At 51.5% G+C, this 25,870-nt stretch carries 22 protein-coding genes; 21 read left to right on the top strand and 1 reads right to left on the bottom strand.

Features of this window, described 5'->3' with window-relative positions:
* The first annotated feature begins 27 nt into the window (after positions 1 to 27).
* The 13 genes from AC6ESO_RS13310 to AC6ESO_RS13250 all read left to right on the top strand — a co-directional run bounded on the left by AC6ESO_RS13310 (position 28) and on the right by AC6ESO_RS13250 (position 15,863).
* Entirely contained in the window at positions 28 to 1,368 is a 1,341-nt protein-coding gene (locus tag AC6ESO_RS13310) for a UDP-glucose dehydrogenase family protein (protein ID WP_497091756.1), read from the top strand.
* A gap of 21 nt (positions 1,369 to 1,389) precedes the next feature.
* Positions 1,390 to 4,332, top strand: coding sequence for a chitobiase/beta-hexosaminidase C-terminal domain-containing protein (locus tag AC6ESO_RS13305; protein ID WP_497091755.1), 2,943 nt, complete (start codon positions 1,390 to 1,392; stop codon positions 4,330 to 4,332).
* Between the two features lie 41 nt (positions 4,333 to 4,373).
* Entirely contained in the window at positions 4,374 to 5,618 is a 1,245-nt protein-coding gene (locus AC6ESO_RS13300) for a sulfotransferase family protein (protein ID WP_497091754.1), read from the top strand.
* Positions 5,615 to 7,555 carry an asparagine synthase-related protein gene (locus tag AC6ESO_RS13295; RefSeq protein WP_497091753.1) on the top strand — a complete coding sequence of 647 codons (1,941 nt, stop codon included), beginning with the start codon at positions 5,615 to 5,617 and terminating at the stop codon, positions 7,553 to 7,555. The genes AC6ESO_RS13300 and AC6ESO_RS13295 overlap by 4 nt, the downstream gene beginning before the upstream one ends.
* A 164-nt stretch (positions 7,556 to 7,719) precedes the next feature.
* Positions 7,720 to 7,851 (top strand): paeninodin family lasso peptide, encoded by a 132-nt coding sequence (locus AC6ESO_RS13290; protein WP_143111553.1) that lies wholly within the window; start codon positions 7,720 to 7,722, stop codon positions 7,849 to 7,851.
* A gap of 199 nt (positions 7,852 to 8,050) precedes the next feature.
* Positions 8,051 to 8,875 carry an aldolase gene (locus AC6ESO_RS13285; protein WP_497091752.1) on the top strand — a complete coding sequence of 275 codons (825 nt, stop codon included), beginning with the start codon at positions 8,051 to 8,053 and terminating at the stop codon, positions 8,873 to 8,875.
* A 2-nt stretch (positions 8,876 to 8,877) separates the two neighbouring features.
* On the top strand, positions 8,878 to 9,180 hold the full coding sequence (locus AC6ESO_RS13280) for a lasso peptide biosynthesis PqqD family chaperone (RefSeq protein WP_497091751.1): 303 nt from the start codon (positions 8,878 to 8,880) through the stop codon (positions 9,178 to 9,180).
* A gap of 37 nt (positions 9,181 to 9,217) precedes the next feature.
* The gene (locus tag AC6ESO_RS13275; protein ID WP_497092138.1) at positions 9,218 to 9,622 is read left to right on the top strand and encodes a lasso peptide biosynthesis B2 protein; all 405 of its coding nucleotides are present in this window, start codon (positions 9,218 to 9,220) and stop codon (positions 9,620 to 9,622) included.
* A gap of 12 nt (positions 9,623 to 9,634) precedes the next feature.
* Positions 9,635 to 10,807, top strand: coding sequence for a nucleotidyltransferase domain-containing protein (locus AC6ESO_RS13270; RefSeq protein ID WP_497091750.1), 1,173 nt, complete (start codon positions 9,635 to 9,637; stop codon positions 10,805 to 10,807).
* A gap of 68 nt (positions 10,808 to 10,875) precedes the next feature.
* On the top strand, positions 10,876 to 12,816 hold the full coding sequence (locus AC6ESO_RS13265; protein ID WP_497091749.1) for an asparagine synthase-related protein: 1,941 nt from the start codon (positions 10,876 to 10,878) through the stop codon (positions 12,814 to 12,816).
* A 29-nt stretch (positions 12,817 to 12,845) separates the two neighbouring features.
* On the top strand, positions 12,846 to 12,986 hold the full coding sequence (locus AC6ESO_RS13260; RefSeq protein ID WP_143111554.1) for a paeninodin family lasso peptide: 141 nt from the start codon (positions 12,846 to 12,848) through the stop codon (positions 12,984 to 12,986).
* A gap of 116 nt (positions 12,987 to 13,102) precedes the next feature.
* Entirely contained in the window at positions 13,103 to 14,044 is a 942-nt protein-coding gene (locus AC6ESO_RS13255) for an aldolase (protein ID WP_497091748.1), read from the top strand.
* A 13-nt stretch (positions 14,045 to 14,057) separates the two neighbouring features.
* Positions 14,058 to 15,863: an ABC transporter ATP-binding protein gene (locus AC6ESO_RS13250; RefSeq protein WP_497091747.1), complete on the top strand. Its 1,806-nt coding sequence runs from the start codon at positions 14,058 to 14,060 to the stop codon at positions 15,861 to 15,863.
* A gap of 76 nt (positions 15,864 to 15,939) precedes the next feature.
* Here AC6ESO_RS13250 and cysC read toward each other — a convergent pair whose 3' ends face one another.
* On the bottom strand, positions 15,940 to 16,551 hold the full coding sequence (gene cysC / locus AC6ESO_RS13245; RefSeq protein ID WP_497091746.1) for an adenylyl-sulfate kinase: 612 nt from the start codon (positions 16,549 to 16,551) through the stop codon (positions 15,940 to 15,942).
* Positions 16,552 to 16,722: 171 nt separating this feature from the next.
* Here cysC and AC6ESO_RS13240 point away from each other — a divergent pair, with 171 nt between their 5' ends.
* From AC6ESO_RS13240 to AC6ESO_RS13205, 8 genes are all read left to right on the top strand, one after another.
* The gene (locus AC6ESO_RS13240) at positions 16,723 to 17,916 is read left to right on the top strand and encodes a COG4705 family protein (RefSeq protein ID WP_497091745.1); all 1,194 of its coding nucleotides are present in this window, start codon (positions 16,723 to 16,725) and stop codon (positions 17,914 to 17,916) included.
* Positions 17,917 to 17,993: 77 nt separating this feature from the next.
* Entirely contained in the window at positions 17,994 to 18,374 is a 381-nt protein-coding gene (locus tag AC6ESO_RS13235) for a MerR family transcriptional regulator (protein WP_497091744.1), read from the top strand.
* 3 nt (positions 18,375 to 18,377) lie between these two features.
* A complete protein-coding gene (locus AC6ESO_RS13230; RefSeq protein ID WP_497091743.1) occupies positions 18,378 to 19,349 on the top strand; it encodes an oxidoreductase in 972 nt (323 codons plus the stop codon).
* A gap of 822 nt (positions 19,350 to 20,171) precedes the next feature.
* Positions 20,172 to 21,221 (top strand): Gfo/Idh/MocA family protein, encoded by a 1,050-nt coding sequence (locus tag AC6ESO_RS13225; RefSeq protein WP_497091742.1) that lies wholly within the window; start codon positions 20,172 to 20,174, stop codon positions 21,219 to 21,221.
* An 18-nt stretch (positions 21,222 to 21,239) separates the two neighbouring features.
* A complete protein-coding gene (locus AC6ESO_RS13220; protein ID WP_497091741.1) occupies positions 21,240 to 22,007 on the top strand; it encodes a sugar phosphate isomerase/epimerase family protein in 768 nt (255 codons plus the stop codon).
* Positions 22,008 to 22,166: 159 nt separating this feature from the next.
* A complete protein-coding gene (locus tag AC6ESO_RS13215) occupies positions 22,167 to 23,258 on the top strand; it encodes a WG repeat-containing protein (RefSeq protein WP_497091740.1) in 1,092 nt (363 codons plus the stop codon).
* A 210-nt stretch (positions 23,259 to 23,468) separates the two neighbouring features.
* A complete protein-coding gene (locus AC6ESO_RS13210; protein ID WP_497091739.1) occupies positions 23,469 to 24,536 on the top strand; it encodes a lysylphosphatidylglycerol synthase domain-containing protein in 1,068 nt (355 codons plus the stop codon).
* The gene (locus tag AC6ESO_RS13205; protein WP_497091738.1) at positions 24,523 to 25,734 is read left to right on the top strand and encodes a glycosyltransferase family 4 protein; all 1,212 of its coding nucleotides are present in this window, start codon (positions 24,523 to 24,525) and stop codon (positions 25,732 to 25,734) included. Before AC6ESO_RS13210 ends, AC6ESO_RS13205 begins: the two co-directional genes overlap by 14 nt.
* Positions 25,735 to 25,870 lie beyond the last annotated feature (136 nt).

Raw genomic sequence — 25,870 nt, 5'->3', positions numbered from 1 at the left:
TCCGAAAATTCTAAGGAGTTGTTGAATATGAACATCACGGTTATCGGTGCTGGTTATGTCGGGCTTGTGTCAGGCGTTTGTTATGCGGAGCTTGGGAATCAAGTGATCTGCGTCGACAAGGATCAATCCAAGCTGGAGATTTTGCGAAACGGAGCCATTCCTATTTACGAACCGGATCTGCAGGAGCTCTCACTAAAGAATATGGCCGCCGGAAAGCTGAGCTACACGTCCGATCTTCATCGTGCGGTTCAACTGTCGGATATCGTGATCATCGCGGTCGGGACACCTTCCCTGCCTAATGGCGAGGCGGATTTATCTTATATTGATCAAGCGGCTGATGAAATTGCGGAAGCTATGAACGGGTATAAGATCATCGCCGTGAAGAGCACGGTTCCCGTCGGAACGAACGAACGCGTTCGTGACCGGATCCGCAAGCTGACCCATGAACAGTTCGACAGCATCTCGCTGCCGGAGTTTCTGAGAGAAGGCTCGGCCGTGCAGGATACGCTTCATCCGGACCGGATCGTCATTGGGGCCGATTGTCAGCATGCCGCAGACACGATGACGAAGCTGCATGCTTCATTGACGGATCAAATCGTGGTAACGGACATCCGCAGCAGCGAGATGCTGAAGTATGCGTCCAATGCCTTTCTGGCTACGAAAATATCGTTTATCAATGAAATTGCGAACATCTGCGAGAAGGTAGGCGCCGACGTCACCCAGGTGGCCAAAGGAATGGGGTACGACAACCGGATCGGCCATTCGTTTCTGAAAGCAGGGATTGGCTACGGGGGCTCCTGTTTCCCGAAGGATACGCGGGCTCTCATCCAAATTGCCGGCCATGTCGACTACGAGTTCAAATTGCTTCGTGCGGTAGTTGAGGTGAATCAGGACCAGCGGTTCAAAATGATCAAGAAGCTGGAAACGATATTTGACGGCAACCTGCAGGGCAAGACGATTGCCATATGGGGACTTTCCTTTAAACCGAATACGGACGATGTGAGGGAATCACCCGCGCTCGAAATTGTTAACCATTTGGTGAATTGCGGTGCTGTGGTGAAGGTGTATGATCCGATTGCCATTCCGAACTTCCGCCGGATGTACGGCGAGAACGGCGTGGTCTGGTGCGAAGGGGCACTAGAGGCGGCAGCGGATGCAGATGCGCTCTGTCTGTTGACGGAATGGGATGAATTCATCCATGTGGATCTGAATCAGCTGCAAACAGTATTGCGGAAGCCTATTCTGATTGACGGCCGCAATGTTTTCAAAGAAGAGGATTTGGCAGGTACAGCATTTATTTACTATTCCATCGGCCGTCCCAGCTTGAATCAAGGCGTCAAGGAGGAAGTGTTGGCTTTACATTACTAAAGGATGATGAGGGCCTTTATTGTGAAAAAAAATGCTTCAATGCTGTTATTGTACGGACTGATCGCTTGCTTGTATCCGTTATCCGCTACCGGGGACGCCGCTCCACTATCATTCTATGAGATCGAAGTCGATCATCTTCGAGATTGGGAGCAGGTGTACAAGCATACGGATACGCTCTTTCTGACGAAGGTTCCGGGTGATGCCGCGGATCCGACCCGTGTGAAACGCAGCGGCGTTTCAGGCGAGAACATGGTGTACAAAGCGGAAGGTTATCTGCGTTCCTTCGCGGTTTACGCCTATTATCAGCCGAACGCAGGCAAGACCTATGACCATCCGGCATTCTACATTTCCAAGGATGGCGTGACTTATAGCCAGGTCATCCCGGACATCCATGAAGAAGACAGCGCAGCGGTGAACATCGAGTATGAATCGAGGAAGTTCCCGGCAGGCACGAAGTTTCTGAAAATCGTCTATCAAGGCAGCAGCGTCGGCAGATCGCCAGCCATTGGGAAGGTCGTATTGAACGGACCTTCCAGCGCTGACACCAGCGTGCCTTCGGGGACGGTACCTTACGGCCGCATGGTCATGCTGAATCAAGGCGAGAAGGGTGAAACCATCTATTACACAACGGATGGCAGCGATCCCAGAACCTCGGTTACCCGCTTGCATTACAGCTCGCCGATTGCCGTCGTAAACAACTTGCTGCTTCAAATCACGGCTGTGAGCCATTCGAGTACAGGCCATTCGGCAGCGACCGGCGTATCGACTTATCGGTACGTACCGGCTCCTAAGACGGCGCCGCCAGTCGGGTTGATCGATCCGCTTGATAATTTCAAGCTGCTTGCCAATCGTACCAATCTGTATGTGGCTACGAACCAACCCGGCTACTTCGATAACGACAAGGGCCGGCTCGTGCGAACGACAAGTGCGCCGGGCAGCATGGTGTACCATACCGATTACGACATGAATTCGTTTACGGTGTACAGCAGCTTTTTTACCGGGATTCCGATAGAGGAGCATCAGTTGTTGGTTTCCTCGGACGGCAAACAATACAAGCAAATTCCCGCGACGGTGAATCTTGTCGGTTATCCGACCGGAAATTGGCAGCAATACGCGTATGAAGCGTCGGCACTGCCGGAACATACGAGGTATTTGAAAATCGTATTGCTCGGCACGAAAGCCTGGTCGCCTCAAGTTTCGAAGGTTGTCCTTAATCAAAACACGGCTTCCGTGAAGCTGGCCACGTCCCGAAGCGGTACTTCGGTCAAGACCGAATTGACCTCGACTACGAAAGGGTCGCGCATTTATTACCGGTTGAACAAAGGGCCGGATTTCGTACCTTATTCGAAACCGCTCCAGCTCCAAGGATATAACGTGCTGGAAACGTATGCGGTGAAAGACGGCTGGGTACCAAGTCCAATCCGCAAATATACGGTCAATGCGAGCAATGAAATCCTTGTCGATCGGTTCGGTCAAATGAATGCCGCGAATTTCACAGGGAAGGTGACCAGTGAGAAGGATTTGGAGGCAGACGCGGCGGCAGATGCAGCCTATTACGGCAGCCTGAAGCCGCCGGGAGGACGCGACCCATACGGCGGGCTGGCCGGCAGCGCGAAGAAATACAATTTGGCTGCCAAAGGTTACTTCGCGATCCAGCGGATGGGTGAACGCAAAGTGATGACGACGCCTGACGGCAATCTCTATTTCAGCTTAGCCGTAAATGGCGTGACGTCTCATGAAACCTACACGAGCATTGCGGGTAGGGAGCAGAAATTCGAATCGCTATTCCCGAATCAAGGGATCTACAAAAACGCGTATATCGGCAAGGACAATTATTCGTTCTTTATGGCGAATGTGTTCCGGAAGAAAGGCGTTTTCCCGACCGAGCATGCGATCTATTCGGAAGCGATATCCCGGCTGCCTAAATGGGGATTTAACGGCGTAGGCAACTATTCGACCGAGAAGTACGGCGAGGAGGGCAAGCTGCCTTACGTAAGGATGCTGCCGCTGAGCGGGATGGCATGGGCCAAGATAAACGGATTATCGCTATTTGACATCTTTGCTCCGAACGCCGCAGAGCAGATCGATAAGGCATTCAAGAACGCGCTCTCGCCAAATAAAAACGACAAGAATCTGATCGGTTATTTCATCGACAACGAATACGATTTCCACAAATTTTATACGAATGTACCGAAGCTCAAAGCGAGCTCGGCTGCAATGAAAGGGAAGCTGGTTCAGAGGCTGAAGGACAAGTATCAATCGATCGGCGCATTCAACTCGAATTGGAAGACGACATTCAAATCGTTTGAGGAGATGAAGGAAGCGGAGCTGCCTGTTTCAACCTCTGCATCCTGGCGCGATATGGAAGATTTCTTCGACTACTATCTGGACACGTTCTTCGGAACGGTTTCCCGGACGTACCGCAAATACGATCCGAACCATCTCCTCCTTGGGGACCGATGGATTACAACAACGTTCCATAATGAGAAAATCAGCAGCGCGCTCGCTAAAGCGGAAGGCAAATACGTGGATGTCATCAGCATCAACTATTACACCTACAAGCTCGAGCCTGATCTTCTGAAAAAAGTCTACGACCTCTCAGGCGGTAAACCGATTCTGTTCAGTGAATTCGGTTACGGAACGAGTGAGCAAGGGCTTGCGCCGCTTCTTCCAAATTCGGCACTGAATCAATTCCAGCGGGGCATGCGCTATCGCAATTATGTGGAAGGTGCGGTCACTCTGCCTTATGTAGTCGGTGCACACGTGTTTAATTATGTGGATCAAGCGGGGCTGGGCAGGTACTGGCAGGGCGAAGGAGGAGAGCATTACAACTCCGGTCTGATCAATGTGGCGGATCGCCCTTACAAGGATTATTTGAAAGCCATCATGGATACGAACTATGACATCTATAAGGTCATGCTCGGGGAGCGTGCGAAATTTTATTATGATTTCAATAAAGGATAAGGTCGGCTGTTTCGCGATCTTTGCCTTGAAGGAGGTACACCTTGGTCGATTCCAGCGGCAACAACCTTGTTTTTCTACTCTGTACGCCGAGGAGCGGAAGCTCTCTGGCCACGGTTATGCTCCAAAATCACAGTAAATTGTTCGCTACCCAGGAAATGTGGTTTCTGATGAGCTTGTACGATTTGCAATCGCCGCAGCGGCGCGCTTATGGCGGGACAGGCATCCTGAATCAGTTCTATAACGGTGTGCTGCCGCAACACAGCTTTGAGCAGGCTTGCCGAGCTTTCGCTCTCCAAGTATACAACGGCTTAATGCAAAGCAGCGCCGGTGCGGAGATGGTGATCGACAAGTCGCCTCGGTACTATTATCTGCTGGAGTTTCTGGATGGGCTGTTCCCGCAGTCTCGGCGGATCTGGCTCATGCGTAATCCGTTCGCGGTCCTCTCTTCCCATAAGAAGGTGAACGGGAAACGGGGAACAAGCTTCAATCTGAGGGAAGATATGCGAAATGCGAGCTTCGATATGAAGATTGCTGACCTGACGATCGGACTGTTCCGGTATTTTCATTATTTTGCTCAGGATAATCCCTACACGCACCGGTTGTCCTACGAGAAACTGGTAACCAGCCCCAGAGAGCAGATGATTGAGGTTTGCCGATTCCTGGGCGTTGCTTATGAGGAAGGGTTAGAGACATACGGGAACTTTAGAAATACCGCTAAGTCCGACTTGTATTTCAGCATGGGGGTCGGTGACCCGTTTGTCGCGAATCATACGGAGGCGAATCAGGATTCCGTCGCGATCTGGAAAGAGGTGCTGGACAAGCAGGAGATCGAAATGTACGGCCGCGTGTTAGGCGCTCAAATCTTCCATGATCTCGGCTATAGCGAGGAACTAGCTGAAGCCGAGAAGCTGACAGGCGTACGCTTCGAGCTTGAACCGGATGCGGAGCTGCTTGCCCTGTACACGAAGCAACTAGTGGATGCGACGGGCTGCAGGTGGGAAGCGGACTATAAGATGCGCACGGAACCAGGTTCAACGGGGAGTTTTCTGCTGCCGGACCAATTTAGCGGTGAGAAATGGCTGCATCCCGAGGAGCTTCAGCTGCAGATGACGGTGCGTATGCTTGAGAAGCGGTTGGAGAATAGCGCTAAAGAGCGAAGACAGTTGAAATTGCAGCTGGATACCATGAGGAGAAAGGCGAATCGGTTGAAAATGCTGATTCCCTTCGGCAATCGCTTGTCCCAGCTGGCTTCGACCTACTTCAATAACAGCAGGCTGAACAAATGAGCGCCATTGTCGGTATTTATCAGCACAAGGGGCATCCGGTCAGCAGCAGGGACAGCGATGGGATGATGGAAGCCTTGGAGCGGTACGATGCCGACGATGCCCAAACGTGGACGAACGGCGCGGTATTCCTCGGCTGCCGAGCCAAGTGGATTACGCCCGAGTCCGTAGGCGAGCGGATGCCCTATTACGACGCTGAGCGCAAGCTCGGGATCACGGCGGATGCCATCCTTGATAACCGCCGGGAATTGTTCGAGCTGCTGCAGATTTATCCGGCTCATCGCAGGAAGATCACGGACAGTGAGCTTATTCTGCTCGCTTATCGGAAATGGGGGCGGAAAGCTCCGGAATACCTGATCGGCGATTTCGCGTTCGTCATCTGGGACATGGAGAAGCGGGAGTTGTTCGGTGCCAGGGATTTGCTCGGGCATCGCACGCTCTACTATGTTCACGGAAGCGATCGGTTTGCCTTCGGTACGACAATGGCTCCGTTATTCGCTTTACCGGAAGTTGTCAAAGCGCTCCATGAACCATGGCTCGCGGAGTTTATGGCGATTCCGGAAATGTTCGAATCTACGGAAGTTACCTCTACGCCTTACCGGAATATTCATCAGTTGCCGCCGGCCCATACGATAACCGTTTCGGATGGACGCGTCTCGCTCGCTAGGTATGGTTCCTTGGAACCGAAGTCGATGCTTCGGCTTCAATCCGATCATGAGTACGAGGAGGCATTCCGCGAGGTGTTCGATGAAGCAGTGAAGTCGAGGCTGCGCACGCATCGTCAAGTAGCGGCCACCTTAAGCGGCGGCCTGGACTCCGGTTCCGTCGCAAGCTTCGCCGCACGTGCGCTTCGTGAGGAAGGGAAGCAATTGCATACCTACAGCTACATTCCAACCCGCGATTTCACGGATTGGACGCCGAGCAGCACAGCGGCAGATGAAAGCCGGTTCATCGATGCCACGATTCGGCATGTCGGCAACATTTCGCACCAGGCGATGGATTTCCAAGGCATCAGCCCGTTATCCGAGGTAGATGAAATGCTGGATATGCTCGAGATGCCTTACAAATTCTTCGAGAATTCCTATTGGTTGAAAGGGATACACGAGCGAGCCGGCGCGCAAGGTGCAAATGTTCTGCTAACCGGAGCTAGAGGAAACTTTACGGTTTCGTGGGGACCGGCGCTCTATTATTACGCTACGCTGCTTAGAAGGCTGAAATGGCTGCAATTCATGCGGGAGCTTCGGCTCTACAGCGTGAATAAAGGGATTAGCAGATCGCGTCTACTGTCCGTGATCGGCAAGCAGGCATTCCCGATTCTGGCTAAACGATCGCAGCAGGGGAGCGAGGTTCCGGATATTCCGACGATGCTGATCCATCCCGAGTTTGCCAGACGAACCGATGTGTTCGCCAAGCTGCAGGCCAACCAGATCGGGGTGAATGGCTCTACCATTAACGATCCGCTGGAGCTGCGCAAGGAGAAGATGCAGAATCTAGCTGTCGGCAACAAGAATGGCGCCTCGGCTACGAAATTGTCCTTGCGTTACGGCGCATGGGAACGCGATCCGACCTGCGATCCCAGAGTCGTCCGGTTCTGCTTCTCGGTGCCGGTGGAGCAGTATGTGCAGGGCGGCTTGGATCGCGCGCTTATCCGCAGGGCGACGAAACATTATTTGCCCGACGAAGTACGGCTAAATCAGCGTATCCGCGGCATCCAGGGAGCGGATTGGGTCCACCGTATTGCGCCGTCCTGGAAGCCGTTGACCGATGAACTGAGGCAGCTCTGCTCAGACCCGATCGCCTCGGGGTACCTTCACGTCGACCGAATCCGGGAAGCCGTTTCGCGACTTGGCGAGGTCCCGCGTCCGGAGCACGCGTTCAACCCCGAGATGAGAATGCTCATGCGCAGCCTGATCATCTACCGGTTCCTAAAACGGTTTTAAAAGATTTTAAGAAGCAACTAAAAGTTGCGTAAGGGTGAAAGGGATTGTGCCGGAGAGTTTACGTTGGCCGCAGGCACATCCCTGATCCCTGGAGCGCTTACTTTTAGATCGCTTTTAAAATAACTATAAAACTCGTTGACTCCATTGAGAGGGGGTGAAAAACCATGACGAACAAAAAAGAATGGCAAGTTCCGACTGTTGAAATGCTTGACGTTAGCGAAACGATGTACGGAAAAGGTATGACGAATATTGACTTCGTGACAACGGACGATATGGACATCTATAACCCGAGCTAGGTTCGGGACAGCGCCCTTATACAATCCGCGCACCGGATTGTATAAGGGATTTATTATTATTGCCCTGAAAGGAGTGGTTGATCTGATATCTGCCGGTGAACATGCGATATACAAGGCTTTCGGTCTGCAGATAGCGAGTTCAATTCCGCTGCCTGAACTACCGGTATCCGGTTCGATGGTAGAAGAGGAGCACCCGGATGTGGTCATTGAAGCAGCTGAACCAGATAAATTATGGGAAGAGCTGCAGCTTGGCGGCAGCAACTTCATGTACAAAGACGGCCGATTCCTGTTCCTCATTCCGGAGACAGCGATTTATTGTATCGAAGAAGGGTATCGCATTACTGTCGCTCCGCTAGAAGGTGCTGATCAGGAGAAAGTGCGTGTATATTTGCTCGGTACCTGCATGGGCGCACTGCTAATGATCCGCAATGTGATGCCGCTGCACGGAAGCGCCATTGTGATCGGAGGCAAAGCCTACGCGTTTGTTGGGGATTCGGGAGCAGGTAAATCCACACTTGCCGCCACGCTGGTAAGCAAAGGCTATGAGCTAATAAGCGACGATGTCATCCCGGTTTCCTCGACGGGCAAAGGCGGAAGGCTTACCGTTATGCCGGCTTATCCGCAGCAGAAGCTGTGGCAGGAAAGTATCGATCAGCTGGGGCTGGCTTCCGGGCACTACCAATCGGTTTATCGGGAAACGACAAAATATGCTGTACCAGTGCTTTCAAGATTTTGCAATGAACCCGTTCCGCTTGGAGGGGTGTTCGAACTGGTGAAGTCGGAATCAGCGGCAGCAGTTTCGATCCGACAATTGCCCAATCTGGATCGGCTGCGTATCGTGCTGATGCATACGTACCGAAACATGCTGATCCCGCGGCTAGGCCTTGCGCAGTGGCATTTTAAGGTTTCGTCCAATATGGCGGATCAGGTTAACGTTTATCAGCTCATTCGGCCGACGGCAGGATTTACGGCGCATGACCTTGCATCTGAAATTATTCGTACCATTGAAGAAGGAGGCGTATAAACATGACGAACGTGAACTACGCGGAACAACAGATTATCCAATCGCCTGACAGCATTGTGAGTGACATGAATGGGGAGAAGGTGATGTTCAGCATTCGCAGTGGAAAATATTACAATCTCGGCGTAATTGGCGGCCGAATTTGGGAGCTCATCACTTCGCCGATTACGGCCAGCCAATTGGTAGACAAGCTCGTAGAGGAATATAACGTGACACGGGCTGCCTGTGAGGAACAGGTGGATGCTTTCCTTCGGAAAATGCATCAGGAATCGCTGATCGAGGTTCGGAATCTTGAAGCGCATCGTTAGGAAGTTTCTAGCTCTGCCTGCGGAGAAGAAACGGTTCATGCTCGAAGCGTTCATCTACTTGGGCTGGGCGCGTGTATTGAAGGTCATACCGTTCTCCCGACTCGCGCCATCCTTGGGCGGTCGGATGTCCGAAACTCCGCTAGTATATGATCCGTCGAACGAAATGCCGATCCGCCAAATTGCGCAAGCGATTCAGGTGATGAGCCGTCATACCATCTGGGAAAGCCAGTGCATGGTCAGGGCGATCGCAGCCAAGAAAATGCTGAAACGGCGTCAGATTGAAAGCACGCTCTATCTGGGTACGGCAAGGGATGATCAAGGGAATATGATCGCGCATGCTTGGCTGCGCAGCGGGCCATTCTATGTGACCGGAGCCGAGGAGATGAAGAGGTTCACGATGGTGGCCGCATTCGGATCGGACAAAACGCAAGGAAAGGAATGAAGGTGTCCCGTTATGGAGAACAATCGTCGTACCCTGGATCTAAGCGCTTTTCCCGAAGAATTAAACATCATGCTGGCGTTCATGCAGATGAATGCCGATCAAGCGCAGCGATGGGGCAATCCATCGATGCCTGACATCGATTGGAATCAACTTCTGAAGCTGATCCGACATCATCGCGTCTATCCGCAGCTGTATTCGAAGCTGAAGAACAACAACCGGATTCCTGCCGATGTCTTGCAGGCCCTTCATCAGGATTACGGTAAGAATACGTTTCAGATGCTCCGTTTAAGCGGCGAAATGGGCCTTGTGTGCAGCTCCTTTCGGGACCGAGGGATTCCTTCATTAGTTCTTAAAGGACCGGTGCTTGCCGATCTGCTTTATGGTGATATCTCACTCCGAACATCCAAGGATTTGGATATTCTGGTTCCCATGGAGAGTGTGGAGAACGCGGAAGAGATGCTGACCAAGCTTGGCTATGTAAGCGATAGTCATGCGCCGCGTTTATTCAATTGGAAGTGGAAGATGCATCATATCTCCTATACGCACCCGCAAACGAGAATTCAAGTGGAGCTTCATTGGCGCCTTAATTCCGATATGGGCAAAGAACCTTCATTCGAGGAGCTCTGGGAACGGAGAAGACGCAGTACTCTTACGAGGAATGAGATTTATATGCTGGGAAGCGAAGATCTCTTCATGTATCTGGTCTCGCACGGCGCCCGTCACGGCTGGTTTAGGCTCCGCTGGCTGGCGGATATTGATCGCTTGGTGCGCCAAGGTGTAAACTTTGAAACGCTCATCTTGCTTATGCGACGCTATGAATGCCTTCAGCTTGGAGGACAGGCTCTAATTCTTGCTTCCGCACTGCTTGGCACGCCGATACCAAGCTCAACCAAACCGTTGATGACTAGCAGCTACCATCGCGAGTTGGCTCAACGTTCACTCTATTTCATTCGGGATGTCATCGCTTTCTCGCCTGTGCCGAGCTCCCAAGAATTAGCCAAGACCTATAAACGTTACTTGTTTGCATTGAAAACGACCCGGCAAAAGTCGGTTTATATAGTTGGTCAATTTTACCCCAGCTTTAGGGATACGGAAGCGATGCCGCTTCCGAAACAATTGCATTTTCTATACTTTCCCTTAAGGCCGTTCGTCTGGTTATGGCGGCAAATGAGGCAGGAAGCCTAAAGGAATCCGGCCTAATCAAATGTGACATGAATGCACAAAGAAGAATGACAAGCACCTCGGAGGCAAACATGAGCGCAATTGCAGGTATTCTTTGTTACAACGAAGAGATTGTATCGATAGAGGATAGCAAGAAGCTTATGCAAGCTTTGCAAATATATCCTGCCGATGATGTGCAAACCTGGTATGGCGGGTCCGTATTTCTGGGTTGCCATGCCCAGTGGATTACACCGGAATCGGTTCATGAACGTCTGCCGTTCTATGATGAGCTAAATAAACTGGCCATTACCGCCGATGCGATCATCGACAACCGGGATGAATTGTTTAACCGGCTGCAAATTGCACATTCCCGGCGGAAAGGGATGACCGACAGTGAGCTTATTTTGTCGGCTTACCTAAAGTGGGGGAAGGAAGTCCCGCGCTATTTGATCGGCGATTTCGCTTTTGTCATCTGGGACGAGAAGAAGTGTCTTCTTTTCGGAGCACGCGACTTATTGGGAAACCGCACGCTCTACTATCACCGTCAAGAGCGGCAGTTCGCTTTTTGCACGGCGGTCAATCCGTTATTCGAGATCACCGGCGGCAGGAAGGAGCTTAATGAGTCATGGTTTGCAGAGTTTTTGGCCATTCCCATTATTCTCGATTCCGTCGACGTGAACGGATCAGTATACCGTAATATCGAGCAAATTCCTCCGGCACACAGCTTTACGGTGCAGGATCGTAAAATGACGCTGGAGCAGTACGAGACGCTGGAAGCGCCCGGGGATCAGCTTCGGCTGAAATCAAACGGCGAATACGAGGAAGCGTTTCGCGATGTTTTTCAGGAGGCCGTAACATCGAAGCTTCGGACATTCCGTTCGGTAGGTGCAAGCTTAAGCGGCGGATTGGATTCAGGCGCAGTCATAAGCTTTGCCGCCGACCCCTTGCGTAAGGAAGGAAAATCATTGCATACCTACAGTTTCGTTCCTTCGCCCGATTTCGTGGATTGGACTTCGAGAAGCATGATGCCTGACGAAAGTCCGCACATTGGAGCCACGGTTCGTCACGTAGGGAATATATCGCACAACGGCTTGGATTTTTCGGACAGGAACTCGTTCGGGGAAATCGACGACTTGGTCGGGCTTCTGGAAGCTCCTTATAAGTTCTTCGAGAATTCGTTCTGGATCAAAGGGATTCTTGAAAAAGCGCGGCAGGATGGGGTCGGCGTGCTGCTTACGGGCGCACGGGGAAATTACACCGTTTCTTGGGGACCGGCCATGGACTACTACGCCAAGCTTTTAAGGAAGCTGCGCTTGTTCCATTTTTACCGCGAGCTAAAGCACTACGGGAGACAGATGAATGTAAGAAGATCCCGGCTGCTGCCCATTATCGCTAAACAAGCCTTTCCATTTGCGACCAGATCTTTTTACGCCAAGGAACCGAAGAACGAAATACCGAATCTCATCCATCCGGATTTGGCCGCAAGAACAAATGTCTTTGAAAAGCTAAAACACCATGACGTCGGCTTGGACGTGGCTGCCTTCGATGAATTCGAAGCGAGAGACTATCAATTCAGAAATTTGGCAACCTCAAACCATCAAGGCACATCTGTAACCAAGTTTTCCCTGCGTTATGGCGTCTGGGAAAGGGACCCGACCTCCGATCCGAGAGTGGTACGCTTCTGCCTGTCCGTGCCGATCGAGCAGTATGTACAAAACGGGATGGACCGATCGCTTGTCCGGAGGGCAACCGAATCGTATTTGCCTGATGAAGTACGGTTAAACCAACGCATTCACGGCGTTCAAGGAGCGGATTGGGTCCATCGCATGATTCCGATATGGGGCTTATTTAACGAAGAGATTCGGAAGCTTTGCCGGGATCCCATGGCCTCGCATTATTTGAACGTAGATCAAATCAAGGCATCGCTTGAGAAAATCGGCGATGCGCCAAAGCCGAAGCATGCATACGATCCAGATGCGAGATTATTAATGCGTGGTTTGATAGCTTACCGGTTCTTGAAGCAATTTACGTGATTGATTCCATTTGAAGGGAGGTGACACATATGGAAAAGCAAACACGGAAAGAATGGCAGCAACCAATGCTGGAAGTACTCGACGTAAACATGACGATGGGTGGACCGAATGGTGTATTCCCCGACAAGAACGGCAAAGGTTCCAACAAAGGGCACGCTTTTGAATCCTAAATGCACCTGAAACATGGCAAACCAATTGGTCCTTATACGAAGAAAAGCGTATAAGGGCCTCTTCAAGTTTCTTCTTGATTATTTATAGCTACTCTACTGAAATTGAGGTGAGGAAGATGAACTCTGCTGTCAAACGAACGATTTATAGAGCATTTGGGCTGACGATGGCAAGTGAAATCGCCTTGCCGGAGCTGCTTCGGGAAGCGGATCAAGCATGCGAAGCGGATGTTTATATCGACAAGGATGACTTGTATCAAGCCTGGAACGAGCGCAGCGGCAGTGACAGCGACGATTATTATGCTCTTGAAGGCGACGATCTTATGCTGAACATAGAAGGCACGGCCATTTACAGAGTCCGGGGAGGGAATCGGATCACCGTCTCGCAGGCAATCGGAGCGGAGGATACCGTCGTTCGGCTATATTTGCTCGGAACCTGCATGGGTGCGTTGCTGTTCCAGCGTAAGCTGATGCCCTTACATGGAAGCGCCGTTGTTATAAACGGCAAGGCGTATGCGTTCGTCGGCGATTCCGGCGCGGGCAAATCCACCCTTGCCGCCGCCTTTCTCAAGCGCGGCTATCCGCTTCTTACCGACGATGTAATTGCCGTAACGTTGAACCGCGACGGAGTCCCCGTCGTCATTCCCTCTTACCCGCAGCAGAAGCTTTGGCAGGAGAGCATCGACAAGCTTGGGATGCAGTCCGATCGTTATGTTCCGCTGTACGAGACCAAATATGCGATACCCTCAGCGTCAATGTTTTGGAACGAGCCGGTCCCTCTGGCAGGCATCTTCGAACTCGTGAAGACAGACAAGTGTGGCGCGGAACTTCGCCATCTCCAAGGGCTTGAGAGACTTCCTACCATCCGATATCATACCTACCGCCATTTTCTGATTCCTCAGCTTGGCTTGGATCAGTGGCATTTCTCTGCCTCCGTCTCGATCGTCAATCGCATTAACATGTACCAATTATGCAGGCCGGCTGAGGGATTTACTGCCTACGATTTAGTAAGCCGAGTCCTGAATGCGGTTGAAGAAGGAATATGGATCTCGCACGGATAGGGGGAAAAGAAAAATGGAGCATCTGCTGCTATACATCAAAAAAATGCATCATTTTGCCGGTACCAAGCTCTATGTCAATCTAGTCGGTATGATGGTGATCAGTTTTCTGGAGGGTATTGGAATCTTTCTGTTGATTCCGGTGCTTGGTTTAATTGGGGTACTGGGTTTGAACACGGATGGAATCCCGTTCGTTGCTGTTTTGGTGAAACCGTTAGAGGCTATACCGGACGGAATGAGACTGCTTGTTGTTCTAGGGGGGTTCATTCTATTAATTGCAGGTCAGGCTCATCTGCAGCGAAAGCAAACGCATTTGAACCTGGACATTCAGCATGGGTTTATAAGGTACCTCCGAATGGAAATGTACCAGGGCTTGCTGCAGGCTAAGTGGGCGTTCTATCTGCAAAGAAGAAGATCGGATTTCTATAATATCATGACCAATGAGCTGTCGCGTGTCAGTCAAGGCGCCTATCTCGCGATGCGTTTAATGACCACAATTCTGTTTACCGCCGTACAAATCGGCTTTGCGCTGTGGTTGTCGGCAAAACTGACGGTCATGGTCTTGCTCTGCGGAGTAGCGCTTGCCGTGTATGCAAGGCGGTTCATTAAACGGTCCAAAAGCATCGGGGACGAAACTTCCGAGCTTGCTCAGCATTATATGGGCGGGATGACCGATCATTTTAACGGGATGAAAGATATTAAAAGCAATCGATCAGAAGCGCAGCATTTGGCTTGGTTTCGCGCGCTTTGCGGCAAAATGGAGTATAATCTCGTTCATTTTGGGAAAACGCAGGCTACCTCCCAATACATTTATAAAGTGGCGTCCGTCATTATCATTACGCTTTTTGTTTACGTATCGCTGGAAGTATTCCATGTACAGGCTGAGAAGCTCATGCTGATCATCATCATATTTTCCCGTCTTTGGCCGAAGTTTTCGACCTTGCAGTCGAATTGGGAACAAATTGCCCAAACGCTTCCCGCATTCAAAAACCTTGCGGATCTACAGAAGGATTGCGACTTGGCAAAGGAATTGGAAGTGCATGACTATCCGGCGGGCGGAGATCCGATAAGCATGGAGCAAGGAATCGAGTGCCGAGGGATCTCTTATCGATATGATGGCAGCCAATCCTCCTATGCGCTTCACAATATCAATCTGTCCATTCCGGTGAATCGGATGACAGCTATCGTTGGAAAATCCGGTGCCGGGAAAAGCACCTTGATCGATATTATTATTGGACTGATTCAACCGGATGAAGGAGAAGTGCTTGTAGACGGACGCAATCTGGCCAATGACGACAGCTTCTCGCTCAGGAGATCCGTCAGCTATGTCTCTCAGGATCCTTTCTTGTTCCATGCCAGTATCAGAGAGAACCTGTTAATCGCAGCCCCGGATGCAACGGAAGCGCAAATGTGGGAGGCGCTGCAGTTCTCCGCCTCCGATGAATTTGTTCGAAACCTGCCTCAGGGACTGGATACTGTTCTGGGCGATCGCGGAGTCAGACTTTCTGGCGGGGAGAGACAGAGGATCGTTCTCGCTAGGGCTGTATTAAGGAAGCCGAGCATTCTGATTTTGGATGAGGCAACAAGTAGCTTAGATAGCGAGAATGAAGCGCGAATTCAAGGGGCATTGGATCGTTTAAAAGGGAGAATGACCATTATTGTCATTGCTCATAGGCTGTCGACCATTCGCAGCGCGGATCAAGTCGTTGTATTGGAGAAAGGCGAGGTGATTCAGCGAGGCGGCTATCAGCAGCTTTCCGCGGACATGAAAGGTACGTTTAGCAAGTTATTGCATTTTCAATCGGATAAAGTTGTGCCTTAACGAACAAAAGAGGGAGCCAGTAGGCTCCCTCTTTTGTCAGGATGATATCGAGTCGAAGGCAATTTACAGAAGGGAATCAATGGCTTATGAGGTAGTTCCGTTCTTCGAGGTAGTTCATAATGGCTGCTATAGATTGCTCTATCGTTAATTGTTCCGTATCAATAATAAGCTCCGGCGCGCTTGGGATGTCGTACTGCCCGCTAATCCCCGTGAAATTGGGAATTTGTCCGCTCCTCGCTTTAACGTACAAGCCTTTCGGATCTCTCTTCTCGCATTCCTCTAACGAACATTTCACGTAAATTTCGTTGAAATCCCCCGGTTGCAGCAGCTCTCTGACCATGTTGCGGTCTTTCTCGTTCGGAGAGATGAACGCCGCAAGCACGACCAGGCCTGCATCCACGAACAGCTTCGACATTTCGCCGATTCTGCGGATGTTTTCTTGACGATCCTCATTTGAGAATCCGAGGTCGCGATTGAGTCCATGCCGGATATTGTCCCCATCGAGCACGTAAGAGGCAACTCCTCTTGCATATAATTCCTTCTCCAGTGCGAACGCAAGCGTCGACTTGCCCGAGCCCGATAAACCCGTCAGCCATAATGTACAGCTTCTGTGACGATTTCGCTTCTGCCGATCGTCCCTCGAAATATTAGAGTGATGCCATGTGATATTGTCGCTCTTGTGGTCCAACGTTCTCCCTCTCCCTCCAAAATCTGTACACCTGATTAATTAAACGTAGAGGAAGTTGGCCGAATCACTTCCCTGAAATTAAGAGGCAGATCACCCTTTATTAATAGAATCTTAAGAACTGATCCCTATGCTTAGCTCATTACAATCATTTATTCAAGCATAGGGGGCGGAATGGTGGAAAATCAAAATCAAGTCAGAGGCTTATTAAGCAAAGTGCCGGAAGTGACGCTATTCTTCTGGATGATCAAGGTGTTATGTACAACGGTGGGGGAAACGTTCGCAGACTTTCTCAATATCAATCTTGGATTAGGGTTAACGTTCACTACCGTCATTATGGGGGTCGCATTTGTTGCTGCTTTGTACCTGCAATTCCGAGTTTCCCACTATGTACCCGGGATTTATTGGCTGACTGTTGTCCTGATTAGCGTATTTGGAACGCTGGTCACCGATAACTTAACAGATGCCATGGGCATACCGCTTGAGCTTAGTACCATCGTATTCAGCATCCTGCTTGGCGCAACTTTCCTGCTGTGGTATCGAAGCGAAGGCACGCTCTCGATCCATTCCATCTATACCGGGAAAAGAGAAGCGTTCTACTGGCTCACCATTCTATTTACATTTGCACTGGGCACAGCGGTCGGCGATTTATATTCGGAGCAGCTTGGCCTGGGTTATCTGGACACCGGAATTTTCGTTGTCATTATCATTGCATGTGTAGCTGTAGCCTGGAAAATGAAGCTTCATGAGATAGTAGCGTTTTGGATTGCGTATATTTTAACTCGTCCGCTCGGAGCTTCTTTAGGGGATTACCTGTCTCAGTCCAAGGTCAATGGGGGATTGGACTTAGGCGCGACAGTAACAAGTGTTATCTTTCTCATGGCTATCGTTGCGATTACCATATACCTGGCCTATACCCGAATAGATACCATTCCTAATGAGGATGCGGCATCACCGAGCCCAGCCACCTCAAATCCGCGAAGGGTATGGATTCAAACGATTGGCGTTGGATGTGTGTTCGTCATTATCGGCTGCAGTGGTTATGCTCTCCTAAATCAAAATCTCAGCCCCTCTTCCCAATCGACATTAGTTGGACAATTGACTGATTTTATTCAAATTGAGAATGATATGCTTAGTGCGGTGAACGCAAATGACCTTGATTCGGCAGACACACAGGCAGACACGCTGGAGCATGATTGGGATACGGCAGAGCCGATGCTCAGGAAAATCGATCGAACAACATGGACCGACATTGATGGGACGATTGACAGTGTATTGGCAGCGGTTCGTTCGAAGAGCCATGACGCGGACAAATGCAAATCTGCTTTAGAAGAGTCGCTTGCCGTATTAGATGAAGCCAATCAATAGAAACGTAAAATGGCTTGACATGGAGTAAACTCCACACGATACGATACGACTGAAATCGCATTGGAAGGAGGGGGAAGATGGAGCAGCCACTGACGATCGCTGAGCTATCCAAGAGGACTAAACTTAGTTACGATACGATCCGCTATTATGAGAAAATCGGCCTGCTGCCGCCTGTCAGGCGCAAGGATAACGGGCAGAAGGACTACGATCAGCTCCATCTCGAACGTCTTATTTTCATTACCCATCTGAAACGTACCCAGATGCCGTTAAAGGATATTGAGAAATATATGGCTTTGGCGACGGCTCGGAATTACGAGAGCTGCTACAGCATTCTTCTGGAACATAAACAAAAGATTGAGTCGCAGATTGCCGAAATGAACGCTACTCTGGACGTGATGAAATACAAGCTGGACCATTTCAAAGACCTGATGGAACGTTCAGGCTTAGGAGGAGAATGAACGATGCTAACCGATAATCATTATTCAATAACACCGCAAGCACCGATCCCGTCGGGCTTCGGTTCACAGACAACCGCGCGTGAGGTGCTAGCCGGACACGACTTGAGCGGTAAAGTCGCCATTGTAACCGGCGGGTATTCGGGAGTCGGATTGGAGACAACCCGGGCATTAGCGGAAGCAGGTGCGACCGTTATTGTACCTGCGCGCACGCCGGAGAAAGCCCGCGCTTTGGTCGCGGATATTCCGAACGCGGAGCTGGAGGAGCTGGACTTGATCGCACCTGAATCCATCGATGACTTTGCGCAGCGGTTTCTGGATACAGGCCGGGCGCTGGATATCCTCATCAATAATGCAGGTATTATGGCTCCGCCGCTCGTGCGTGATGCACGTGGCTACGAATCCCAGTTTGCAACGAATCACTTGGGACATTTCCAGCTGACTGCCCGGCTCTGGCCTGCTTTGATCCGATCGGGAAACGCGCGTGTCGTCTCTGTCTCTTCAACGGGCATTCGTTTCGGCGGCGTAGATTTCGAGGATCCGAACTTCGAGCGTCAGGCGTATTCGAAGTGGAAGGCATATGGGCAGTCCAAGTCGGCCAATGCGTTGTTTGCTGTTGAGCTGGATCGTTTAGCTTATACGCATGGCGTTCGTGCCTTCTCCTTGCATCCCGGCAGAATTATTACCGATTTGATGCGGTATATGTCCGATGAAGAGAAGCATTCGGTTGGAGGAGAATTTAAGAACACGGAGCAGGGGGCAGCTACCAGCGTGTGGTGTGCGACCAGTCCGCAGCTTGATGGCAAAGGCGGCGTGTATTGCTTGGATGTCGATATTGCCAACGTCATTACGGCAGAAGTCATTGAGGGTCTTGCACAAGTGATGACAGGCGTCCTTCCTTGGGCGATCGATCCGATCTTGGCTGAGCGGCTGTGGCTGATGAGCGAGGAGATGACTGGCGTGAAATTCAGGCCTTGAAAAAAAGCTAGCGAATCCCAGAGCCGCTATACCGCGCAGGGAGCTGCATTGGCGTGACTGTGGGGGAATGGGAGGAAGCAGCTCACCTGGTGATCTACATTAGCGGGAAATTGGGGGAATGAGAGAAAGTAGCTCACCTCGGAATCTACATTGGCGGGAAATTGGGGGAATGGGAGAAAGTAGCTCACCTCGGGATCTACATTAGCGTGAAATTGCGGGAATGGGAGAAGGTAGCTCACCTGGGGATCTACATTAGCGTGAAATTACGGGAATGGGAGAAAGTAGCTCATCTGGGGATCTACATTACCGACATAATCTCAGTTGTGTAGCTCTAGGAGCCACACATGCGTCGCAATTGCTGGTTTCGTACAGATGTGTAGCTCAAGGAGCCACACATGCGTCGCAATTGCCGGTTTCGTACAAATGTGTAGCTCTAAAAGCCACACATCTGCCGCAATTGCAGGTTTCGCGCAGATGTGTAGCTCTGGAAGCCACACATACGCCGCAGCGGCACCTAGCGCCAGCCACGAAATGCCCTTTTCCGCTTTATCCCCCTAAATAACACCTCGACGGTTCGCTAGAAAAGAAAAGTGGCGATTTTCGCGAAAATAAAGCCCTGTGGGTTTAGAATCCTAGCAGCTTCAACAAGTGCCGACAATAAACACAAGGAAAGCTGGAGCGATTCCATAACATTCATCAAATTTTTGAAAAAATTGGGTTGAAAGCGCTGCAACCGTTGATGTATTCTGGAGATATGTGAAACGTTTCAATTGGTAGCGAAAATGTCTGTGCAAATAGAGTTTGAGGGAGAGGGAGTACGAAGTGAACACATCATCCGTTTATAAAGTAGCCTTTATCGGCTGTGGCAAACGCGCGCATGAACACGCGATCGGTGTACAAGCCGACAGCAGATTAGAGGTTGTTGCGTTGTCTGATATTTCAGCTGCTTCGGCCGAAACGCTGAACACTGCATTTGGTTTTCAAGCCAACATCTATACGGATCATAAGGAAATGCTGGCCAAGGAAAAGCCTGATGTTGTCCTGATCTGTCTGTGGACTCCGTTGCACTTACCGGTATTCCGTGACTGTGCGGAAGCAGGTGCCAAAGCCGTATTGTGTGAGAAGCCGATGTCCGCGACTTGGGGCGAGTGCCAAGAGATGGGCAAGATTGCAGACGAGTTTGGCTGCCAGCTGACCTTCTCGCTTCAACGCCGTTTCGCCAAGGGAAATCAAACCGTGCGCCGCTTCATCAAGGAAGGCAAAATCGGTCAGGTGCTTCGCCTAGACCTCTACTCACCGCCTAATCTGCTCGATTGCGGCATCCACACCTTTGATCAGGCGATCAGCTACATGGAAGAAACGCCTGCGAAATCGGTGCTTGGTGCTGTCGATACGACTGAAATTTATAACTGGTTCAACGTACCATCCGAATGCGGCGCGTCCGGACAAATTCTGTTCGCTAACGGTGTTCAAGCGAGCCTGTATTCCGGCTCCATCGATACATGGGAACCGAGCGAGGATATGACCAAGATTTGGGCCGGCGTTCGCGTTATCGGCACCGAAGGTTTTATCGAAGTGATGTGGGATGGTCAAATCGTCAAAGCCGTTAACTACGATGATCCATCCTGGAAGCCGGAGATGGAGCTCTCTTCTATGTCCGATCAGATGATCGGTTATGTCCGCCATGCGATCGACTGCTTGGGGACGGGGGAAGAGCCCCAGGCGTCGCATCAGAAGGCGACTCGCGCTTCGGAAATTATTTTTGCCGTATATGAGTCGGTTCGACGTAATGCTCGGGTTGAGCTTCCGCTTACCGGCGTTTCGGACAGCCCGTTCATCACCATGCTTAATGAAGGCCACTTTGCGAAATAAAGGAGCGGGAAACGAACCATGACAAGACCGAAGCTCGGTTTAATTGGAATCGTGCATGAAGAAGCACAACAGGATTTCTGGGGAACGATGAAACGTGTCGCTGAAATCGGCTATAAGGGAATCGAAGGCGGCGGCGAGCTGCTTAAGGGCGATGTCGATGCCAATGTCGCACGTTTCCACGAACTGGGACTCCAAGTAGTAACTCACAGTGTTCCAAGCAAGGAGCTGCTTCGCGACGAGAAGGAAGTAGACCGCCTCATTCGCGAGGCTCATGCCCTGCAAACGAAGGATGTTACGTTCTGGTGGGACGTAGTCGATAATCGGGAGCAGCTGCTTCGCGATGCTGAATTGTACGATGCCGCAGGTGCTCGTTTTGCGGCTGAGGGTCTGCGTTTCTGCTATCACAACCATGCGCATGAATTCGAGAGAACGTTCAACGGCGTATATTCGCTGGACATTCTGGCTGAGCATACCGATCCGAAACATCTCTTCTTCCGTATGGACGTGGCTTGGATTACACTGGGCGGTGCAGATCCGGCACATATTCTTCGCAAGATGGCGGGCCGTGTACCGGCGATTCACTTGAAAGATGTATATGGCACAGACGAAGTCGGGAAGTGGACCGCTGTCGGAACAGGCGTGGTCAACATCCAGGCATCGATTGAGGCCGCTACCGAAATCGGTGTGGAATGGATGACGGTCGAGCAGGATCAGCTCCGCAACCTCTCGGGAATCGAGACGGCAACAGCCAGCTATCTGAACTTGAAGGAAAAAGGCTTGCTCTAATTGATCTTATAAAATCGCACGAAACACAGGCTGCCGAGATGAATCTCGGCAGCCTGTTCGTTTAAGGGGAAATTAATATCCCTTGCACACTTTTCTCGCCCCTACACGTCTAGATAATGAGCTATTCTACATGTTATTGGAAAATAAGGGGGCAATCAAATGCTGAAACGGGTCGCAGCTATCGCTGCAATGATGCTTACGATGATAAGTATTGCTTGGGTGGCGCACGGACAGGCAGAGATGTCTGTCACTGGTAAACCGACGGCCGCTGTGCAGAAGCCAGCCGCGGAACGACTTTATCGCGTCGAACTGGATGGCAAATATGGACTTATTAATAGTAAAGGTGAGCCGGTTGTTGCACCGATATACGATGGAATATGGTACGACAACGAACCGGGGAATGCTTATGCAATCACGAATCTTGCAGAGAAGAAGCAGACGTACTATAGCCTTGCAGGAGACAAGTTGTTCGAATGCCCGTTAAATACTTGCAGCTTGATGTACGATGGGCTGACACTATTTGGAACGAAGATTCAAGGGGCTAGCGGGAAGTCTGAACTCCGGTACGGGTTTAAGGACAGCCGGGGGCAAACCGCGATTGAGCCGATCTATGTGAATGCCTATCATTTCTCGGAGGGGCTCGCCCGCGTCAATCTTGGTAAAGCTTCCGGTTTCATCAATACGAAGGGCCAATTGGTGATTCCGTATCAATTCAGCTACACCACAGACTTCTCAGAGGGAATGGCGGCCGTTAAGCTGGCCTTCAATGGCAAGTTCGGCTTTATCAACACATCGGGGAAGCTGGTGGTATCTCCTCGCTTTACCCAAGCAGGGTCATACTCGGATGGCGTTGCCGCCGTGTATGAGAATGGCAAGTATGGCTATATCGATAAAGCCGGGAAATATATATTGAAGCCGCAGTTCTCGATGGCGCAGCCGTTCTCAGAGGGGCTGGCCTTTGTTGAGCGCAATGGTGTGACCTTCTATATCAACAAGAAAGGACAGAAGATCATTCAGAATATGAAAGCGGGCGGAACCTTCTCCGGCGGTCTGGCACCGGCAAGCACGGGGCAGAAATACGGCTTTATCAACACGTCCGGCAAGTTTGTGATCAAGGAGCAGCTCGAATGGGCGGCCTCGTTCGCCGGGGAGTTAGCAGAGGTTTATATTAACGTCCCGGACTCACGGGATTATGTACGAGGTTATATGAACCGAAGCGGAACAATCGTATGGCCGCCGCAGCAGAAGTGAAGGGAGTCAATAGTGTGAGCAAGGGGGTGTCCCGCTGTCATCCTTGATGACGGCGGGTCACCTCCTTTTTTGTCGTGCAGTCATGGAAGAAAGTGAGAGCGACAGGGCGGCTTCACATTCGGTCCGATGCCTCGCGTATATGTTCATTGGAATCGCATATTCGGATGACATTGCGGAAACAGTCCGGTTCTACAATGAAGGGATTGAAGGATGGCTTCTACCGAATCGGGAGGTGATGAAGTGGTGGCGGTGCTTCGGAAATTGGCGCCGGCGGCGGTCAAAATCGCGCTCTTGGGCATTATTGTCTATTTCGTAGTGTGGAACATTCCGCTTCGACTGGCGGACATCGCAACCTTCCTGTTGCACGCGAACGCGAAATTCTACATGTCCTTGTTGGTGTTTGCTTTATTTCTGATGCTGCAGGCCGGCATTTGGGTGCTGATCGTGAACGCTGCGGCGAGTGCAACGGCAAGCAAGTCGGCAAGCACGGCGGATAGCCCGAAGCTGCGGCTGCTCCTCGGTTTGCGGATCTTCATCGATTCCCAATTCGCCAAGTATATCCCCGGCGGCTTCTGGAACTATGCGGGCCGCGTCGTACTCGCCACGCGCGAAGGGGTTGCGATGGATGCGCAGCTCGCGTCTATCGTCTACGAGAATATTCTGCTTGTTTCCGCGGCGCTAAGCTATACCCTTATTCTGCTGGTCAGCCTGGATATCGCGCCGATCGCCAGTACGGTCGCGATTCTGGCCGTATTTGCGCTGACATACGTTTACTACGATAAGGGGTCCGCGTGGCTGCGCCGGCGTTTCAGCCAACTGTCGCGTTGGAAAGTGCTGCGGCAGGTCTTCGGCAAGCTTCAGACTTCCTTAGGCACGACGGCGGAAACGAAAGCAGCGGCGGAAGGCGTTCGGGCGAGTTTAACGCGCAAACAGTTTTTCGGCTATTTGGCCTGCTTTCTCGGCAGCCATTTTGTAATGGGCATCGCCTTCTGGATGATGACGAACAGCTTTGACCGAGGCAACATCGGTTTGCTGTACGCCGCAGGGACCTTCGCCACCTCCTGGCTGCTCGGGTTATTCAGTCCGCTTCCGGGCGGACTTGGGGTCAGAGAGGGGTTCTTGGTCTACTTCCTGTCGCTCCGATTGGGTACGGAGACGGCGCTTTATATTTCGGTGATCGCACGCTTATGGAACATGATGGCGGAGGTACTGTTCTGGGCTGTCGTGCGGGCGGCAAGCTACTTGACGAGAAAGGTGAGGACCTATGATGAAGCGTAGAAAAATCGTTCTCGTAACAGGCGTGTTTCCGCCGGGCATCGGCGGCATGCAGAACTATTACTATAATTTATCGATGCACAGCAAACATGAGATGACTGTCGTTGCGCCGGAATACCCGGAGAGCGGCGCTTTCGACGAGGGCGTGCCTTTCCGGATCGTCAGAGGTCCTTTCTTGCGGGACGAACGCGTGGACGCGGCCAGTTGGGGCCGCTTGTTCCGTCAGGTGCGCAGGACGCTTCGCGGCGAAGAACCGGATGTTACCTTATACGGCTATGATCTGATCGGGTTTATTGGACTGCTGCTTCGGATGTTCGGCGGCCGGCGCTACATCATATCCACGCACGGGATGGATATGCTGATGTTCCGCCGATTCGTCGGTTTGAACGCAGTCGTGAAGCTGATTTTGCGCAAAGCAGATGGCGTGCTCACGAACAGCCAGTTTACGAAGAAACTCGTCGAGGACTATGGGGTCGACCCTCGCAGAATCGGACTCGTCCATCCCGGGGTCGAGCGCGTATACGGGAAGTGTTCGGTTGACGGCGAGTGGGTCCGGCAGCAAGGACTTGAAGGGAAATATGTGCTGTTGACGGTCGGAAGGCTGGTGACGCGCAAAGGCCATGATTCGGTGATCCGGTCTATGCCGGCCATTCTAAGGCATATTCCGCATGCCATATACGTGATCGTCGGAGAGGGACCGGACCGAGAGCGACTAGAGCAGCTTGCACGGACGACGGGGGTTGCGGAAGCGGTGCTGTTCGTCGGCAGCGTAAGCGGAAGCAGGCGTTTGAACGATTATTATAATGCAGCGCATCAGTTCATCATGGTGAGCCGGGAGCTGGAGCGGGGAGACGCGGAAGGATTCGGGATTGTGTATTTGGAAGCGGCCTCCGTAGGCGTTCCGGTCATCGCCGGGCGTTCCGGCGGAGCATCCGAGGCGGTACTGGATGGGGTAACGGGTCTGCTTGTCGATCCGGAGTCGCCGATTGAAATCGCCGGCAGCGTCGTTCGGCTTGCCAGCGATGCCGCACTGCGGGAGCGTCTTGTGCGGGCCGGGTATAAACGGGCCAAGTCGGAGTTCCAGCATAAGGTGCTCGCGGAGGGATTTGATCAATATATCGGGCGGATATGTTCGCTTCCGGCAACCAGCATGGTGCGCAGACGTTTGACGGGGGAGTCTGCCCGGGAGAACGCTAGGTAAGAATGGATGCCAACTATTACTGCAGCCGCGTTGAACGATATTCGCAGAAGAAGCCTCCCATTCCACTTGACCGGTGGATTGGGAGGCTTCTTGCATTAACAGACGGCTATTTCAACACATGCATTCCAGATGCGTG

It is taken from the genome of Paenibacillus rhizoryzae (genome assembly GCF_059686995.1).
The sequence above is the reverse complement of the archived record's forward strand: the minus strand, read 5'-3'. Positions and strand labels throughout refer to the sequence as shown.

What these genes read in the sequence shown, in the direction of transcription:
- AC6ESO_RS13310 (WP_497091756.1), top strand. Translation starts at nt 28, where the DNA reads ATGAACATCACGGTTATCGGTGCTGGTTATGTCGGGCTTGTGTCAGGC.
- AC6ESO_RS13295 (WP_497091753.1), top strand. Translation starts at nt 5,615, where the DNA reads ATGAGCGCCATTGTCGGTATTTATCAGCACAAGGGGCATCCGGTCAGC.
- AC6ESO_RS13290 (WP_143111553.1), top strand. Translation starts at nt 7,720, where the DNA reads ATGACGAACAAAAAAGAATGGCAAGTTCCGACTGTTGAAATGCTTGAC.
- AC6ESO_RS13280 (WP_497091751.1), top strand. Translation starts at nt 8,878, where the DNA reads ATGACGAACGTGAACTACGCGGAACAACAGATTATCCAATCGCCTGAC.
- AC6ESO_RS13275 (WP_497092138.1), top strand. Translation starts at nt 9,218, where the DNA reads ATGCTCGAAGCGTTCATCTACTTGGGCTGGGCGCGTGTATTGAAGGTC.
- AC6ESO_RS13270 (WP_497091750.1), top strand. Translation starts at nt 9,635, where the DNA reads ATGGAGAACAATCGTCGTACCCTGGATCTAAGCGCTTTTCCCGAAGAA.
- AC6ESO_RS13265 (WP_497091749.1), top strand. Translation starts at nt 10,876, where the DNA reads ATGAGCGCAATTGCAGGTATTCTTTGTTACAACGAAGAGATTGTATCG.
- AC6ESO_RS13260 (WP_143111554.1), top strand. Translation starts at nt 12,846, where the DNA reads ATGGAAAAGCAAACACGGAAAGAATGGCAGCAACCAATGCTGGAAGTA.
- AC6ESO_RS13255 (WP_497091748.1), top strand. Translation starts at nt 13,103, where the DNA reads ATGAACTCTGCTGTCAAACGAACGATTTATAGAGCATTTGGGCTGACG.
- AC6ESO_RS13250 (WP_497091747.1), top strand. Translation starts at nt 14,058, where the DNA reads ATGGAGCATCTGCTGCTATACATCAAAAAAATGCATCATTTTGCCGGT.
- AC6ESO_RS13240 (WP_497091745.1), top strand. Translation starts at nt 16,723, where the DNA reads ATGGTGGAAAATCAAAATCAAGTCAGAGGCTTATTAAGCAAAGTGCCG.
- AC6ESO_RS13235 (WP_497091744.1), top strand. Translation starts at nt 17,994, where the DNA reads ATGGAGCAGCCACTGACGATCGCTGAGCTATCCAAGAGGACTAAACTT.
- AC6ESO_RS13230 (WP_497091743.1), top strand. Translation starts at nt 18,378, where the DNA reads ATGCTAACCGATAATCATTATTCAATAACACCGCAAGCACCGATCCCG.
- AC6ESO_RS13220 (WP_497091741.1), top strand. Translation starts at nt 21,240, where the DNA reads ATGACAAGACCGAAGCTCGGTTTAATTGGAATCGTGCATGAAGAAGCA.
- AC6ESO_RS13215 (WP_497091740.1), top strand. Translation starts at nt 22,167, where the DNA reads ATGCTGAAACGGGTCGCAGCTATCGCTGCAATGATGCTTACGATGATA.
- AC6ESO_RS13210 (WP_497091739.1), top strand. Translation starts at nt 23,469, where the DNA reads ATGGCTTCTACCGAATCGGGAGGTGATGAAGTGGTGGCGGTGCTTCGG.
- AC6ESO_RS13205 (WP_497091738.1), top strand. Translation starts at nt 24,523, where the DNA reads ATGATGAAGCGTAGAAAAATCGTTCTCGTAACAGGCGTGTTTCCGCCG.